Here is a 14,633-nt window from a genome sequence, read left to right on the forward strand (position 1 = left end):
ACGCGGAACCCGCCGACGGCCGGCGGGGCCGGTCAGACCGGACCGGAGGCGGACTCGGGCTGCTCCAGGGCGGCGTCCAGGGTCGGCCACGGGGGCAGCAGCCGGGACAGGCCGGTGACGCGGAGCATCCGCAGCGTCAGCGCGTGCGTGCAGACGAGGTGCAGGCTGCCGGATCCGTCCGTGGTCCGGTGCCGGGCCCGGTACAGCAGGCGCAGCCCCGAGCAGTCGAAGAACTCGACATGGGTCAGGTCGATCACGACCCTCGCGTGCGGTTCGGCGGTCGCCATGTCCAGATGGGGGACGATCTCCGCGGCCGCGGCGATGTCGATCTCGCCGCGGAATTCCAGCACCGTGTGGCCCCGGTCCTGGCGGACGCGCAGATGCCGGGTCAGCGGTGCAGGTTCGTACCGCACGACGCCATCGCCTCCAGCCTGCTCCGTGCTCGGGGAGGGGAGCGGCCCCAACACCGTTCCCTGCCCTGCAAGTTACCTTCGGTCGAGTGAATTTGAGCATGTTCGATTGACATATGTCTTCGAATTGCGACCGAGTTCTTTCGTGTCTCCCCAGGGCGCCGTCCCGCCGGGGCCGACTGAAACCGGCGAGTGGGGACAGGTGTCACGTACAGGGCGGTGCGGGAGCGCCCCGCGCCCGGACCCCTGCGGAGGAGACATGGCACTGGTGACGACGGGTGTGGTGGTGCTCGACTGTGCCGAGCCCGAGAAACTCGCCGAGTTCTACAAGGAGTTGCTGGGGGCGGAGGAGGCGGACGCCCACGTCGACCGGGTGGAGATCCGGGCCGCCGACGGTTTCCGTCTGGCCCTGCGCCGCGACGTCAACGCCACCGCGCCCAGCTGGCCGCGCCCGGAGAACTCCCTCCAGGCGCATCTGGAGTTCGTCGTGGACGACCTGGACGCGGTGGAACGCCGGATCGTGGGGCTCGGGGGCCGCCCGATGGAGACGGGCGACCCCTCCGGACCCAGCGAGGAGCGCGGCTACGCCGACCCGGCGGGCCACTCCTTCACCGTCCGCCGGGGCACACCGACGGCGCCCAAGCAGGGCTGACCGGGCGGTCAGTCGCGACCGCCCTTGTCCGGGACCGGCCAGGTGCCCGTGGACCGTTCGATCGCCTTGGCGCCGGCCCGGTCCACGGCACTGCGCACCACCGCGAAGATGGCGCCCTGGATGGCCGCGGCCAGCAGGATCTCGCCCCATCGGCGGTCCCTGTCCAGCGCGTCCGGCGCGTCGTCCTCGTGCCGGATCACCTTCCAGGTCTTCTGGAAGGCCATCCCCGCCACGGTGCCGCTCGTCCAGCCGAGCGCGAAACCGATGGGCTTGTACGCGAGGGGCATCTTCTTCTTGCTCTTCTTCGCCACGGCAATCTCCTGATTCGGCTTGGTCGTTGTCGTCGGATGAGAGTCCGCCGGGCCGGGCGGCCCGCGGAGGCGGTCAGGGGCGGCCCCGCGCCGGGACCTCCTCGCCGTCCGGCACCGGCTTCGGCGCCGTGCCGACCCCGAAGGGCCGGCCGCCCAGCTCCTCGCGGTGATGGGGCGCGGTCCAGCCGGACAGGTCGGGACCGAGGGGCACGATGCCCGACGGGTTGATGCCGGTGTGCACCTGGTAGTAGTGCCGCTTGATGTGGTCGAAGTCCACGGTGTCGCCGAAACCGGGCGTCTGGTACAGGTCACGGGCGTACGCCCACAGCACCCGGTTCTCCGCCAGCTTCCACCGGTTGCACTTGAAGTGGCCGTGGTACACCGCGTCGAACCGCACCAGAGTGGTGAACAGCCGGATGTCCGCCTCGGTGATGGTGTCGCCCACCAGGTACCGCTGCCCCTCCAGCCGCCGCGCGAGCAGCTCCAGCCGCCGGAAGAGCGCCGCGTACGCCTCCTCGTACTCGTCCTGACCGGTGGCGAAACCCGCCCGGTACACACCGTTGTTGACGTCCCGGAAGACGTCGTCCATGACCGTGTCGATCTCGTCGCGCAGCGCCCGCGGATACAGATCGGGCGCGCCCTCACGGTGCAGGGACGTCCACTCGGTGGCGAGGTCGAGGGTGATCTGCTGGTAGTCGTTGGTGACCAGCCGGCCACTGGGTATGTCCACGATCGCCGGCACACTCACCCCGCCGGGGTAATCCGTCTCCCGCCGGTCGTAGGCCTCGCTCAGATACCGGATGCCGAGCACCGGGTCGCGCCCGTCCGGGTCCAGGGTGAAGCGCCAGCTGCGGTCGTCCTGGACGGGGTCCGCGACGGCCAGGGACAGCGCGTCCTCCAGGCCCAGCAGCCTCCGGGAAACCAGAGCCCGGCTCGCCCACGGGCAGGCGCGGCTCACCACGAGCCGGTAGCGTCCTGCCGCCACCGGCCAGCCGTCCCGGCCGTCCGCGGTGATCCGGTCCGTGAAGTGGGCCCTCGACCTCTTGAAAGCCTTCCTGCCGTACGCGCTGTTGCCGCCGCCCCCGTCGTCGCGGCCCATGGTGCCCTCCTCGTCGCCGTTGGGATGTCCCTGTGACCGCGTTCCCCGTTTTCCGCCGACAGCACGGTGTGGCCTGGGCCGACCGGGGCAATCGGCCGAAGGTGAGTACTCGATCGGATCGCAGAACCCGGATCACCGTGCTGGTGGCGCTCGCCGCCAATCTGGTGATCGCCGCCGCCAAGGCCGTAGGCGGACTGGCCGCCTCCTCCCCGGCGCTGCTGTCGGAGGCGGCGCATTCGGTCGCCGACAGTCTGAACGAGGTGTTCCTGCTGGCGGCGCTCCGGCGCAGCCGGCGCCCGCCCGACCGCCGTCACCCGTTCGGCTACGGCAAGGAGCGCTTCTTCTGGTCGCTGCTCGCCGCGGTCGGCATCTTCGTCATGGGCGGCTGCTTCTCGTTCTACCAGGGCGTCGAGGCGCTCAGGAAGGGCGGCGAGGAGCATCTGAGCGGCTACGTCGCGGGACTGGTCGTGCTCGGTGTCGCCCTGCTGGCCGAGGGCGGCTCACTGCTGCGGGCCGTGTACCAGGTGCGCAGGCAGGGCGGCCGGGGCAGCGGGCTGCGGGACCCGGCGCTGCGCACGGTGATCGCCGAGGACGGCACCGCGGTGGTGGGCGTGACCCTGGCCATCATCGGCATGGCGCTGCACATGGTCACCGGGCAGGTGGTGTGGGAGGCGTCCGCGTCGCTCGCCATCGGGGTGCTGCTGGTCTATGTCGCCTACCGGCTCGGGCGCGAGGCGCGTGACCAGCTGATCGGCGAGGCCGCCGACCCGGAGGCGAGCGCACGCATCCGGGAGCTGCTGCGCGCACAGCCCGAGATCGACAGTGTGGAAGCGCTGTTCACCATGAAGACCGGCCTGGACACCGCGCTGGTCGCCGCCCGCGTCGATCTGGCGCCCGGACTGGACAGTGAGCAGGTGGAGGAGGTCGCGGTACGCATCAAACGGTCCATCGCCCGCGCGTTCCCCGAAGCGGAACAGGTCTTCCTCGACATCACCGAACAGGGCTCCCCGGAGGCGCGGGAGGCATGGGAAAGCCCCGCCGCGACGGGGGAGCGCGGCGGGGCCTGAGGCACGGATGCCCGGCGGCCGGCGCTTCATGCACACCGGAACGAAGATTCTTCACCGCACCCGCCGGGCACCCGTCCGTCAGTCGTGCTCGGACCGTTCCAGCACGAAGAGGGGAATCTCACGGTCCGTCTTCTCCTGGTAGTCGGCGTACGGCGGGAAGGCCGCGACGGCGCGCGCCCACCACTCGGCCTTCTCCTCCCCGGTCACCTCACGGGCCGTCATGTCCCACTTCGACGGCCCGTCCTGGAGCTCGACCCGGGGGTCGGCCTTGAGGTTGTGGTACCAGACCGGGTGTTTGGGCGCACCGCCGAGCGAGGCCACCGCCGCATAGCGCCCCTCGTGCTCGACCCGCATCAGCGGCGTCTTGCGCAGCTTGCCGCTCTTCGCGCCCACGCTGGTCAGCAGGATGACGGGGCGCCGCGTGTTCTGCAGAGTCGTCCCCCGGGTGCCGCCGGAGCTCTCGTAGAGCTCCACCTGTTCGCGCACCCATCGCGTCGGGCTGGGTTCGTACTCGCCTTGAAGGGGCATGGCATCCTTCCCATCGTCGCTCGTGTACCACGGCCGAGTCGATCACCCGTGCAACACCACCGCACGCCGGTTTCATCCGGACGCGGTCCGGGCTCAGGCGGCGGCCACCGCCATCCGCAGGGCGAGCGCCGTCATCACGCCGCTCGCCACCAGCGCGGTCACCAGCCGCCCCCGGTGACCGGTCAGGGCCCGCCCCAGCAGGGCTCCGCCCCCGGCCAGCAGCACCTGCCAGCTCGCGGAGGCGGCGAAGGCCGCCGTCACGAACACGGCCCGCTCCGGGACTCCGGCCCCCTCCCCGTCCCGGGAGCCGAGCACGAGCGCCGCGAAGTAGATCACGGTGGTGGGGTTGAGCAGGGTGATCCCCAGCAGCGTCGCATAGGCCCGGGCGGGGCCCGGGGGCGCGGCCCCGGGCCGGGTGGCGAGCCGGTGGCTCCCGTACTGCCGTACGGCGGTGGCCGCGCCCCAGGCCGCCAGCGCCAGCAGCACCAGCACACAGACCCAGTGGAGCGGGCCCAGGGCCGGCCGCAGGGCCGTCGCGAGGGCCGAGCCGCCCAGGGTGGCGGCGAGGGCGTACAGTCCGTCGGCCGTGGCGACGCCGAGGGCGGCGCAGACCCCGGTGCGCAGCGAGGTGCGGGCGGTGAGGGAGACCAGGTACGCGCCGACGGCACCCACGGGGACGGCGATGCCGTAGCCGGCGAGCAGCCCCGCGAGCAGCGCGGCCGTCATGACCGCTGCGGTGTCGGCCCCTCCCACGGACCGGACTGCTGCTGTCGGCCCGCGGCGGACGCGGTGGCGGACAGCGGCGACGGGAGTGATCCGGTGGTCATGGCAGGATCCTGGGGCGTCCCCCCGGGCAGGGGCAATCGGTTTTCCCGTGGGTGACTAGGGTTTCCCGGGTGAGCGAGAAGCCCTTCCTCTACGTCGTGGTCTGCGCCGCGGGTGTCGCCGCGGACGTCAGCAAGCTGATCATCTGCGCGCAGGAGCGGGGCTGGGAGGTCGGCGTCATCGCCACACCGGTCGCCATGAACGGCTTCTTCGACGCCGCCGCCGTCGAGTCGCAGACCGGCCGCCCGATCAGGTCCGCGTGGCGCGCTCCCGGCGACCCCCGTCCCTTCCCCGCCCCGGACGCCGTGGTGGTCGCGCCCGCCACCTTCAACACCGTCAACAAATGGGCGGCCGGCATCGCCGACACCCTCGCCCTCGGCACCCTGTGCGAGGCGGTCGGCCTCCAGGTCCCGATCGCCGTCCTGCCGTGCGTGGCCGGCGCGCTGGCCGCCCACCCCGCCTACCGGGACAGCCTCACCCGGCTGCGCGGCATGGGCGTGCGCTTCGGCGATCCGTACGCGGGCGAGGCGGAACCGGGCGCCGGCCGGGCGGAGTTCGGCTGGGAGCGGGCACTGGACCTGCTGCGGCGGGAGTGACGTCCACCCGGCTTCGAGTGCGCGCCAACACGTACGCTCCACCTGACAGGTCCGCCACCGAGGACGGCGAGGACCCCTTGCCGAAAGGCAGGAGCGGCGACGATGCGGTACGTGAAGCAGCCCTGCACACCGCATCCGATCGCCGGTCACTGATCAGGGCCCGCTCCCCGGACGCAGCACCGTGAGGAACACCGAGGAGGAGTTGCCGGACACCGGGACCTCACCGGCCCGCCACGGCACCTCGAGCGGGTCCCGTTCGTCCGGCGGAGTGACCAGCAGGGCCGCCGGGGTGGCCGTACGTGCGCCGCTGACCCCGGGGCTCGCGTAGCGCAGCCCCGCCCAGGCGCTGTCGCCGGGGGCCAGCGTCACCGTCGCCGCCCCGCCGGGGGTGCGCTTCGGGTCCGGGCCCAGCTGCTCTCCGGCCGCGTCCACGAAGGCGGCACCCGGATGGCCGTACAGGGTGCAGGTGCGCGACGAGACGTTCGTCAGCACGACGGGGAAGTTGCGCTGACCCGCACCCGGGTCCATGCGGCCGACGGCGGCGCTCAGCTCGGCGGTGCGACAGCGGGTCACGGGACGGTCGGCGTGCCCGGTGGCCGTCCGGGCGACCGTGGAGGCCGCCGATTCGCTCGGGACGGCGCTCGACGCCGGGGCGGCGGACGGCGAGGTGCGGGCGGAGGTCCCCGGTGTACCGCCTCCGGTGCCGCAGGAGGCCAGGGCGCCGAGCACCACGAGCGCAGCCGACGCCGACGCGGCCAGGTGCCGCGACCTGTTCACCATGGGTCACCCCTTCTCACATCTCGTCCACCAGGGCCAGTTCCGACCAGATGGTCTTGCCGTCGGCCGTGTGCCGGCTCCCCCAGCGCTGGGTGAGCTGGGCGACCAGCAGCAGGCCCCGACCGCCCTCGTCCCACGTCTTCGCCCGGCGCAGATGCGGGGCCGTGTGGCTGGTGTCGGAGACCTCGCAGATCAGCGTCGAGGCGTCGTGGATCAGCCGCAGCCGAATGGGCGGGGATCCGTACCGGATGGCGTTGGTGACCAGTTCGCTGACCACCAGCTCGGCGGTGAACGAGGCCTCGGTCAGCGCCCAGGCGGCAAGCTGGTCGACGACCTGTTTGCGGATGGGGGCGACCAGCGCCGGGTCGGCGGGGATGTCCCAGGTGGCGACCTGCGCGGCCGGCAGCCCGTGGGTACGGGCCAGCAGCAGGGCCACGTCGTCGGTCGCGCCGCCCGGCGCGAGAACCGTCTGCAGAACGCGGTCGCACGTCTCGTCGAGCGGGCCGGCGGCATGGGACAGCGCCTCGCGCAGCAGCGCGTGACCGGTCTCGGTGTCCCGTCCGTGGGACTCCACCAACCCGTCGGTGTAGAACGCCAGCACCGCCTCGTCCGGCAGCTCCAGCTCGGCCGACTCGAACGGCAGCCCGCCCATGCCCAGCGGCGGGCCGGACGGCAGCTCGAGGTGCCGGGCCGCGCCGCCCGGCGGAACCAGGACCGGCGGGGGGTGACCCGCCCGGGCCAAGGTGCAGCGCCGGGACACCGGGTCGTACACCGCGTACAGACAGGTCGCACCGACCTCGCCGTCACCGGGGTCGCCGCCCGACTCCTGCGACAGATGGTGCACGAGGTCGTCCAGATGGGTGAGGAGTTCGTCGGGGGCCAGGTCGATGTCGGCCAGGGTGCGTACCGCGGTACGCAGCCTTCCCATGGTCGCGGACGCCTGGATGCCGTACCCCACCACGTCCCCGACCACCATGGCCACCCGCATCCCGGACAGCGGGATCACGTCGAACCAGTCGCCGCCCACACCGGTGCGCGCGGCCGGCAGATAGCGGGTGGCGGCCTCCACGGCGGCCGTCCGCGGCAGGGTGCGGGGGAGCAGGCTGCGCTGGAGGGCGAGGGTGGTCTCCCGCTCGCGCGAGTAGCGGCGGGCGTTGTCGATGCAGACGGCGGCGCGCGCGGTGACCTCCTCGGCGAGCAGCACGTCGTCGTGGGTGAACGCCTCGGGGTGGCTGAAGCGGGTGAAGGCGGCGACGCCGAGCGTGGTGCCGCGGGCCTGGAGCGGGACGGACAGGATCGAGTGGATGCCGTGCTCCCGGATCTGCCAGGCCCGTGTCTCGTCCACGGCCAGCCACGGGTCGAGTTCGCCCGAGGACACCGAGGCCATGATGCTGTGGCCCGCGATCAGCGAGTCGGCATGGGGCGCGGCGGCCGGGTAGACGACCATCTCGCCCACCTCGGCCGTCCGTTCGGGATCGCCCGGGGTGCGGGACAGATGGGCGACGCGGCGCAGCGAGACCGGGGTGGTCAGCGGTTCGGCGGGCTCGCCTCCGGGCTCGTCCGGATCCAGCAGGTCCACGCTGACGAAGTCGGCGAGCGCGGGGACGCAGACCTCCGCCAGTTCCTGCGCCGTACGGGTGACGTCCAGGGTGGTCCCGATACGGATGCTGGCCTCGTTGACCAACTGCAGCCTCGCCCGCGCCCGGTACTGCTCGGTGAAGTCGTGGGCCGTCACGCACACCCCGCGCACCCGGCGGGACGAGTCGGTGAGCGGAGCGAGCCGGGCCAGCCAGGCGTGCGCGCGGGTCTCGCTGGTGGCCTTCATGTGCGTCTGCATCTCGTGCGGCCGGCCCGTACGCAGCACCTGGTCCAGGTGCTGTTCGAGTTCCGTGTGCTGCGGCCGGCCGCCGATGTCGGTGGGCCTGAGGCCGCGCAGATGCCCGGCCGGCAGCCCGAGGAGGTGCGCCATCGCGTCGTTGACCCCGCGCAGCCGCAGCGCGTCGTCGAAGACCATCGCGGCGCAGGGTGACTGGTACACGGCCGCTCTGACCAGCGGATCGTCGGGCAGTTCGTGCTCCGATGCCTCCAGGGGGGTGACGGCGAGCCACTCACCGGGGCCCCCGCCGGACGGCTGTCTGTGATGGGCGAGCACCCACACGGTCGCCGTGCCACCGTCCCGGCGGCGCAGCACGAGGGTGCCGCTCCAGCGGGCGTCCGGAAGCCGGGGCGGGACCGCCCCGTCGGCCAGGAGCTCGGCGACCGGGTGGCCGACGACCTCCTCGGGCGGGTAGCCCAGCAGCAGTCGCGCACCCTCGCTCCACCGCGCGAGCGTGCCGTCGGCGGCGATGACGGCCCGGGCCGTCACGGCATCGTCGAACGGGTCGTCCGGCCTCATCGTCGCCACTCCCACGCGCACACTCACCGTGAACCGGTGTATCGCCAGGGTCCCAGCCTAGTGCGTCGGGGCCCGACGCGAACGCGAAGCCGGCGTCCGCCCCGCGGACGGGCGGAACGTCACCAGTCCTGTCCCAACCGTTGACGGACCGTCACACCTGACACAACCATGGTCCGCGTACGGAGATGGGAGCGCTCCCATAACCCCGCACCTCCGCAGAGGAGCCCATACGTGAACAGACGCAGAACCGCTCTGCTGTCCCTGACCGGCCTGCTGGCGACCGCCCTCACCGCGCTGCCCGCCGCACCGGCCGGCGCCGACGAGGTCGAGCAGGTCCGCAACGGCACCTTCGAAACCGGCACCGACCCCTGGTGGGCCTCCGCCAACGTCACCGCGGGCCCGTCCGAGGGCCGCCTGTGCGCCGACGTCCCCGGTGGCACCGCCAACCGCTGGGACGCGGCCGTGGGCCAGAACGACATCACCCTGGTGAAGGGCGAGTCGTACCGCTTCTCCTTCAGCGCGACCGGCGCGCCCGCGGGCCATGTCGTGCGGGCGATCGTCGGTCTTCAGGTCGAGCCGTACGACACCTACTACGAGGTGTCCCCGCAGCTCAGCGTCTCGGGGGACACCTACTCGTACACCTTCACCTCACCCGTCGACACCGCACAGGGGCAGGTCGGCTTCCAGCTCGGCGGCAGCGCGGATCCCTGGCGGTTCTGCGTGGACGACGTCTCCCTGCTGGGCGGGGTCGCCCCCGAGCCGTACGAACCCGACACCGGGCCCCGGGTACGGGTCAACCAGTTCGCCTACCTGCCCTCGGGGCCGAAGAACGCCACCGTCGTCACCGACGCCGGTGAGCGGCTGCCCTGGCAACTGAAGGACGACGACGGCCGGGTGGTCCGCAAGGGCTGGACCGTGCCGCGAGGTGTGGACGGCTCCTCGGGGCAGAACGTGCACTCCCTCGACTTCGGCTCCTACCGGGGACGCGGGACCGGTTACACCCTGGTCGTGGACGGCGAGACCAGCCGCCCCTTCGACATCGACGCGCGCGCGTACGAGCGGCTGCGGCTGGACTCGGCGAAGTACTACTACACCCAGCGCAGCGGCACCGCGATCCGCGACGACCTGCGCCCCGGATACGGCCGCCCGGCCGGACACGTGGACGTGGCCCCCAACCAGGGCGACGGCGCGGTGCCCTGTCAGCCGGGTGTCTGCGACTACACCCTGGACGTCACCGGCGGCTGGTACGACGCCGGCGACCACGGCAAGTACGTCGTCAACGGCGGCATCAGCACCTGGGAGGTCCTCAGCACCTACGAGCGCGCCCGGCACGCCCGCACCGGCGAGGCGGACAAGCTCGGCGACGGGACGCTGAACATCCCGGAGAGCGGCAACAAGGTGCCCGACATCCTCGACGAGGCCCGCTGGGAACTGGAGTTCCTGCTGAAGATGCAGGTCCCCGAGGGCGAGCCGCTGGCCGGCATGGCCCACCACAAGATCCACGACGAGCAGTGGACGGGACTGCCCCTGCTGCCCAGTGACGACCCGCAGAAGCGGGAACTGCACCCGCCGACCACGGCGGCCACCCTGAACCTCGCGGCCACGGCCGCTCAGGCGGCCCGGCTCTACCGCTCCTACGACAAGGAGTTCGCGGCCACGACCCTGGCGGCCGCACGCAAGGCCTGGGCGGCAGCCCTCGCCCACCCGGACGTCCTCGCCGACCCGAGCGACGGCATCGGCGGCGGTGCCTACAACGACGACACCGTGACCGACGAGTTCTACTGGGCGGCCGCCGAGCTGTACATCACCACGGGGGAACGTCGGTTCAAGGAGTACGTCCTGAACTCCCCGGTGCACACCGCCGACATCTTCGGCCCGACCGGCTTCGACTGGGCGCGCACCGCGGCGGCCGGCCGGCTCGACCTGGCGACCGTGCCGAACCGGCTGCCCGGCCGGGACGCGGTGCGCCGCTCGGTGATCAAGGGTGCCGACCGCTATCTGGCCACGCTGAAGGCGCATGCGTACGGCATGCCGTACGCACCGGACGGCAACGTCTACGACTGGGGCTCCAGCCACCAGGTGCTCAACAACGCGGTCGTCCTCGCCACCGCCTACGACCTCACCGGCGCGCGCAAGTACCGTGACGGCGCGCTGCAGAGCATGGACTACATCCTGGGCCGCAACGCCCTGAACATGTCGTACGTCACGGGCTACGGCGAGGTCAACGCGCACAACCAGCACAGCCGCTGGTACGCCCGCCAGCTCGACCCGAACCTGCCGAACCCGCCCGCCGGCACGCTCTCGGGCGGGCCCAACTCCAGCATTCAGGACCCGTACGCCCAGTCGAAACTGCAGGGCTGTGTCGGGCAGTTCTGCTTCATCGACGACATCCAGTCCTGGTCGACCAACGAGCACACGATCAACTGGAACGCCGCGCTGACCCGGATGGCCTCCTTCGTGGCCGATCAGGGCTGACGTTCCTCCCCGCGGTCCGGCGGCCGTTCGGCCGCCGGACCGTGCTCCACGAGTTCCGCGGGCCGTTCGTGCGCGGTCAGGGCGTGCAACCGGGCCCGGTCGAGCGGCTCGTGGATCTCGACGTGCTCACCGTGCGGCAGCCGCTTGATCACGCCGGTCGCCCTGCCGTGCGCCACCAGTTCCCGGTCACGCCGCTGCAGGCCGGGACAGACGCGCCGGGTGACGACGAGCACCACCGCCGGGACGGCGAACACCGCGATCCGCACCGCCCAGGTCACCGCGTTGACGGACAGGTGCAGCCGGGTCGCCACGATGTCGTTGCCGCCGCCCGCCAGCAGCACCAGGTAGACAGGCGAAGACCTCGCCCAGGACGCACACCGCCCGCTCCAGGGGGCTCAGCGACTCCAGCACCACCGGCGACACCGACTCGCTGCGCAGCGCGGGATCGCCCGCGTCGTCCTCCGTCGCGTCTCGGTACACCGTTGTGCCGTACACCGGTCAGTACCCCTTCGGATGCATGGTGACCTGGGCATATTTACGAGTAAGTACCCGAGCGGTACCGTGAACCCATGCCAGCTCTCAACGTGGAGTTCAGCGACCGCGAGCTCGAGGACCTGCGGCAGATCGCCAAGGAGCGCGGTACGTCCATGAAGGCGCTCGTGCGGGAGGCGGCCGCGGCGGACATAGCGCGCCACCGCGCGCTCCAGGAGGGCGCGGAGGCCTTCCGCCGCTTCTTCGCCTCCCACAAGGACGAGTTCGCCGCGGCCTTCCCGGACGACGAACCGCCCGCCAAGGGCGCGGGGCGGGCCGCCTGACCGATGGCACCCGTGCTGCACATCGACGTGCCCTGGCTGCTCCAGCGGCATGAGGAGGTCCTGCCGGACCGGCCCACCGTCAACGACTTCTCCGCACTGGTGGCGGCCGTCGCCCGGCATCGAGTGGATCCGCCCCGGCTGGGCGTGAACTCCGACGCGGCCTGGCGGGCGGCCGCCCTGCTGCACACGCTGGCCGTCCTCCGGCCGCTGCCCTCGGCCAACGCCCGCTTCGCCTGCGCCACGGCCGTCGCCTACATGTTCGTCAGCGGAGTCGGCATCGACCCGCCCTACGGTGCCCTGGTCGATCTCGCGCGGGATCTGATCTCCGGCGAGGCCGATGTCTACGCCGCGGCCGACCGGCTGCGTTCCTGGCAGATCTGAGCCCGCACCGGCGCGGCACGCCCGGCACGGGGGCACGTGGACCCCTCGGGGCCGCCGGCCGAGGGCGGGAGGATCGGGGCCGGCGGCCATGCGCGCAGGAGAGCCGCCGTCTCTGCGCGTGACCTCCGAGAAGGGCCGTGACCAGTTGACTACGCTCCGGCGTGCGCCGGGAGCGTGCGCGGAGCTCGAGTGTGGGCGCGGGGTTCACACGGGGTGCGGACCGCGTCGGGAGGCGCCGTGCGCGGGTGCGCGGGTGAGCGCCGGACATCCCATATGTCGCCCTGGCTGTGAACCGGGGGAAAACCCAGTTCGAAAGCCGGAGCGAGGGCCGCGGGCCGCCTTCCCTCTCTGACTTTCTGTCAACGCGCAGATGTTGCCCAACCGCCTTGTTGGCCGACTGCGGGTTGTGCGAGAGTGAGCCACCCGCGAGGGGGTAAAGGCCGGGGACGCACACACAGTTGATGAACCGGATCCGATTCGCCACAGGTGAATTCGCGCCCCCCGCACCACGCCAAAGAGGTATGCACCAATCGGGCCCCCTTTTCGGCGTCGGAAACGCTCGAATGTCACATGCGCTGTGGGAAGGAACCATCTCAGTGCACACCCCCCACCCCCCTCGACCTCCCTACCCCCCGCCGGGCGGGGACCCCGGGGAATCCGACGAGGCCCTGGCCGTCCGGCTGCGGGGCCGCCCGGAGGGCGAGGCCGCCCACTCCGTCGCGCTGCTGACGGCGCGGCACTGGCAGCCGATGCAGGACTACGCGGCGGTCTGCCTCGCCTCGTCGGGGCAGACCGCCGCGATGGTCACCGCGGCCGCCCTGCACCGTGTCCTCGACCGGGTCGCCGTCGGCGAATCGGCCGTCGCCCTCCGGCCGGTCCTGCTGGTGGGAGTGCGGGACACGGTCCGGGAGTGGGCCGCCGACGATCGAATAGCCGGAGTTCTGCCGGCGTTGCAGAAACCGGCCGGCGGACGCGGCATGCGCGCGGCGACGACCATGACTCCGGAAAACCGCTCACTCGCTCATCGGGCTTTCCGCTCGCTGCCCGCACTCGCGCGCTGTTTGCTCTGGCATGTCGAGGTCGAGGCCGAGCCGATTTCCGTACCGGCCGGTCTGCTGGGCATGGATCCCGACATCGCGTCGGGCGCACTCGAACAGGCTCGGGACAAATTCCGTCAGGCTTGTGTCCATGCCCATCAGGAACTGGCGCCGACGAAGGACTGCCGGTTCTACAACCGTCTCCTCGACGTTCCCATCCGCCGGGGCGGGGCCCTGCTGCCGGACGTCCGGCAGCATCTGGCGGAGTGCCGCTACTGCCGGAACGCGGCGGAGCAACTGAGCCACTTCGAGGGCGGTTTGGGCACGCTGATCGCCGAGGCGGTGCTCGGGTGGGGGGCCCGGCGCTATCTCGACTCGCGCCCGGGACGCGCCACGGCGGGACCGCGGGCCGGACGGGCCGGCCGGCGCCGGCGCCGGGGCGGGGACGGGGACGGGCCGTCCGGCGGCGGCCGGCACCGGCTGCTGTCCCGGATCCCCGTGCCCGACCGCCTCACGGGCATCGCGCTCCCCGACCCGGTACGTTCCACCCGGACACTGCTCACCGGTCTCGGCGCGGTGTCCGCCGGGGTGCTGGTGAGCGTGCTCATCGCCGGATCCTCCACCCCGGACGGCGGCGCGGCCGACCCGACGGGCTCGACCGGCGCCGGTGGCCGAGCGGCCGTGCCGTCCGCGTCCCCGCCCGGTGCGGCCGGGCTCCCCTCCGCGCCCGGGCGCACACGGCTGCGCCATGTCGGCTCCGGGCTGTGTCTGGACACCCGGGGCGAGCCCCAGGACGGTTCCGGGGCGCGGCTCGCGGAGTGTTCGTCGGAGTGGACGCAGCAGTGGACGTACGAGGACGACGGGCTGCTGCGCAGCGTGGCCGACCCCGGTCTGTGCCTGGACTCGCACAAGGACGCCGGTGTCGTCGTCCTGGGCACCTGTGCCGACACCGGGGACCGGCGCCGTGACGACGTGCGCTACGACCTCACCTTCCAGGGGGAGCTGCTGCCCCGCTGGGACGGACAGCTGGCCCTGACCCCCGCGGACCCCGACGCGAACGCCGACATCGTCGTCAAGGTGCGCGACCGGACGGTGGACCAGCGCTGGGCGGCCGAGCCCGTCCGGACGACCACGGACTCGGGCTCCCTGTCCATCACCGGGACGGACACCCCGCCGGCCCGTCAGGCGGACCTGACCGAGCCAGTGGCGTGAAGGCGGGCGGCCGGGGCAGGCTTCCTCACGCCCCTGCCGCCTCTTCCCGTGCC

At 72.5% G+C, this 14,633-nt stretch carries 14 protein-coding genes and 1 pseudogene; 7 read left to right on the forward strand and 8 right to left on the reverse strand.

The genetic code is table 11. From position 1 onward, the window contains the following. Nucleotides 1-32 precede the first annotated feature (32 nt). Nucleotides 33-413 carry an anti-sigma factor antagonist gene (locus ACZ44S_RS22610; protein ID WP_466931765.1) on the reverse strand — a complete coding sequence of 127 codons (381 nt, stop codon included), beginning with the start codon at nt 411-413 and terminating at the stop codon, nt 33-35. Nucleotides 414-669: 256 nt separating this feature from the next. Here ACZ44S_RS22610 and ACZ44S_RS22615 point away from each other — a divergent pair, with 256 nt between their 5' ends. Further along, nucleotides 670-1,062, forward strand: coding sequence for a VOC family protein (locus tag ACZ44S_RS22615; RefSeq protein ID WP_466931767.1), 393 nt, complete (start codon nt 670-672; stop codon nt 1,060-1,062). Between the two features lie 8 nt (nt 1,063-1,070). Here ACZ44S_RS22615 and ACZ44S_RS22620 read toward each other — a convergent pair whose 3' ends face one another. Both ACZ44S_RS22620 and ACZ44S_RS22625 read right to left on the reverse strand, forming a co-directional pair. Beyond that, complete coding sequence (locus tag ACZ44S_RS22620) at nt 1,071-1,349, reverse strand: DUF4235 domain-containing protein (protein WP_190162793.1); 279 nt, start codon at nt 1,347-1,349, stop codon at nt 1,071-1,073. Nucleotides 1,350-1,446: 97 nt separating this feature from the next. Further along, nucleotides 1,447-2,472, reverse strand: a complete 1,026-nt coding sequence (locus tag ACZ44S_RS22625) for a glutathione S-transferase family protein (RefSeq protein ID WP_466931769.1) — start codon at nt 2,470-2,472, stop codon at nt 1,447-1,449. Between the two features lie 101 nt (nt 2,473-2,573). Here ACZ44S_RS22625 and ACZ44S_RS22630 point away from each other — a divergent pair, with 101 nt between their 5' ends. Next, nucleotides 2,574-3,539 carry a cation diffusion facilitator family transporter gene (locus ACZ44S_RS22630; RefSeq protein WP_466931770.1) on the forward strand — a complete coding sequence of 322 codons (966 nt, stop codon included), beginning with the start codon at nt 2,574-2,576 and terminating at the stop codon, nt 3,537-3,539. A gap of 78 nt (nt 3,540-3,617) precedes the next feature. On the opposite strand, the gene ACZ44S_RS22635 is transcribed toward ACZ44S_RS22630, so the two are convergent. Next, the gene (locus ACZ44S_RS22635) at nt 3,618-4,067 is read right to left on the reverse strand and encodes a nitroreductase family deazaflavin-dependent oxidoreductase (RefSeq protein ID WP_466931772.1); all 450 of its coding nucleotides are present in this window, start codon (nt 4,065-4,067) and stop codon (nt 3,618-3,620) included. Between the two features lie 93 nt (nt 4,068-4,160). After that, nucleotides 4,161-4,793 (reverse strand): LysE family transporter, encoded by a 633-nt coding sequence (locus ACZ44S_RS22640; RefSeq protein ID WP_466931774.1) that lies wholly within the window; start codon nt 4,791-4,793, stop codon nt 4,161-4,163. A 170-nt stretch (nt 4,794-4,963) separates the two neighbouring features. Here ACZ44S_RS22640 and ACZ44S_RS22645 point away from each other — a divergent pair, with 170 nt between their 5' ends. Next, nucleotides 4,964-5,488: a flavoprotein gene (locus ACZ44S_RS22645; RefSeq protein WP_466931776.1), complete on the forward strand. Its 525-nt coding sequence runs from the start codon at nt 4,964-4,966 to the stop codon at nt 5,486-5,488. A 153-nt stretch (nt 5,489-5,641) separates the two neighbouring features. Here the strand turns inward: ACZ44S_RS22645 and ACZ44S_RS22650 are convergent, their stop codons facing one another. Both ACZ44S_RS22650 and ACZ44S_RS22655 read right to left on the reverse strand, forming a co-directional pair. Further along, on the reverse strand, nt 5,642-6,268 hold the full coding sequence (locus tag ACZ44S_RS22650) for a DUF4232 domain-containing protein (RefSeq protein ID WP_466931778.1): 627 nt from the start codon (nt 6,266-6,268) through the stop codon (nt 5,642-5,644). Nucleotides 6,269-6,281: 13 nt separating this feature from the next. Beyond that, a complete protein-coding gene (locus ACZ44S_RS22655; RefSeq protein ID WP_466931780.1) occupies nt 6,282-8,660 on the reverse strand; it encodes a SpoIIE family protein phosphatase in 2,379 nt (792 codons plus the stop codon). A gap of 231 nt (nt 8,661-8,891) precedes the next feature. Between ACZ44S_RS22655 and ACZ44S_RS22660 the strand changes: the two genes are divergently transcribed. Beyond that, on the forward strand, nt 8,892-11,135 hold the full coding sequence (locus tag ACZ44S_RS22660) for a glycoside hydrolase family 9 protein (protein WP_466931781.1): 2,244 nt from the start codon (nt 8,892-8,894) through the stop codon (nt 11,133-11,135). Here ACZ44S_RS22660 and ACZ44S_RS22665 read toward each other — a convergent pair. Beyond that, nucleotides 11,126-11,485, reverse strand: a pseudogene (locus tag ACZ44S_RS22665) (cytochrome bc1 complex cytochrome b subunit); the annotation flags it as partial. The gene ACZ44S_RS22660 and the pseudogene ACZ44S_RS22665 overlap by 10 nt on opposite strands. Nucleotides 11,486-11,704: 219 nt before the next feature. Here ACZ44S_RS22665 and ACZ44S_RS22670 point away from each other — a divergent pair. The 3 genes from ACZ44S_RS22670 (at nt 11,705) to ACZ44S_RS22680 (ending at nt 14,580) form a co-directional block, all read left to right on the forward strand. Continuing rightward, nucleotides 11,705-11,950: a hypothetical protein gene (locus ACZ44S_RS22670; protein WP_149549039.1), complete on the forward strand. Its 246-nt coding sequence runs from the start codon at nt 11,705-11,707 to the stop codon at nt 11,948-11,950. Nucleotides 11,951-11,953: 3 nt separating this feature from the next. Continuing rightward, complete coding sequence (locus ACZ44S_RS22675; protein WP_466931783.1) at nt 11,954-12,331, forward strand: toxin Doc; 378 nt, start codon at nt 11,954-11,956, stop codon at nt 12,329-12,331. A 596-nt stretch (nt 12,332-12,927) separates the two neighbouring features. After that, on the forward strand, nt 12,928-14,580 hold the full coding sequence (locus tag ACZ44S_RS22680) for an RICIN domain-containing protein (RefSeq protein WP_466931785.1): 1,653 nt from the start codon (nt 12,928-12,930) through the stop codon (nt 14,578-14,580). Nucleotides 14,581-14,633 lie beyond the last annotated feature (53 nt).

The organism is Streptomyces malachitofuscus, from assembly GCF_055571035.1.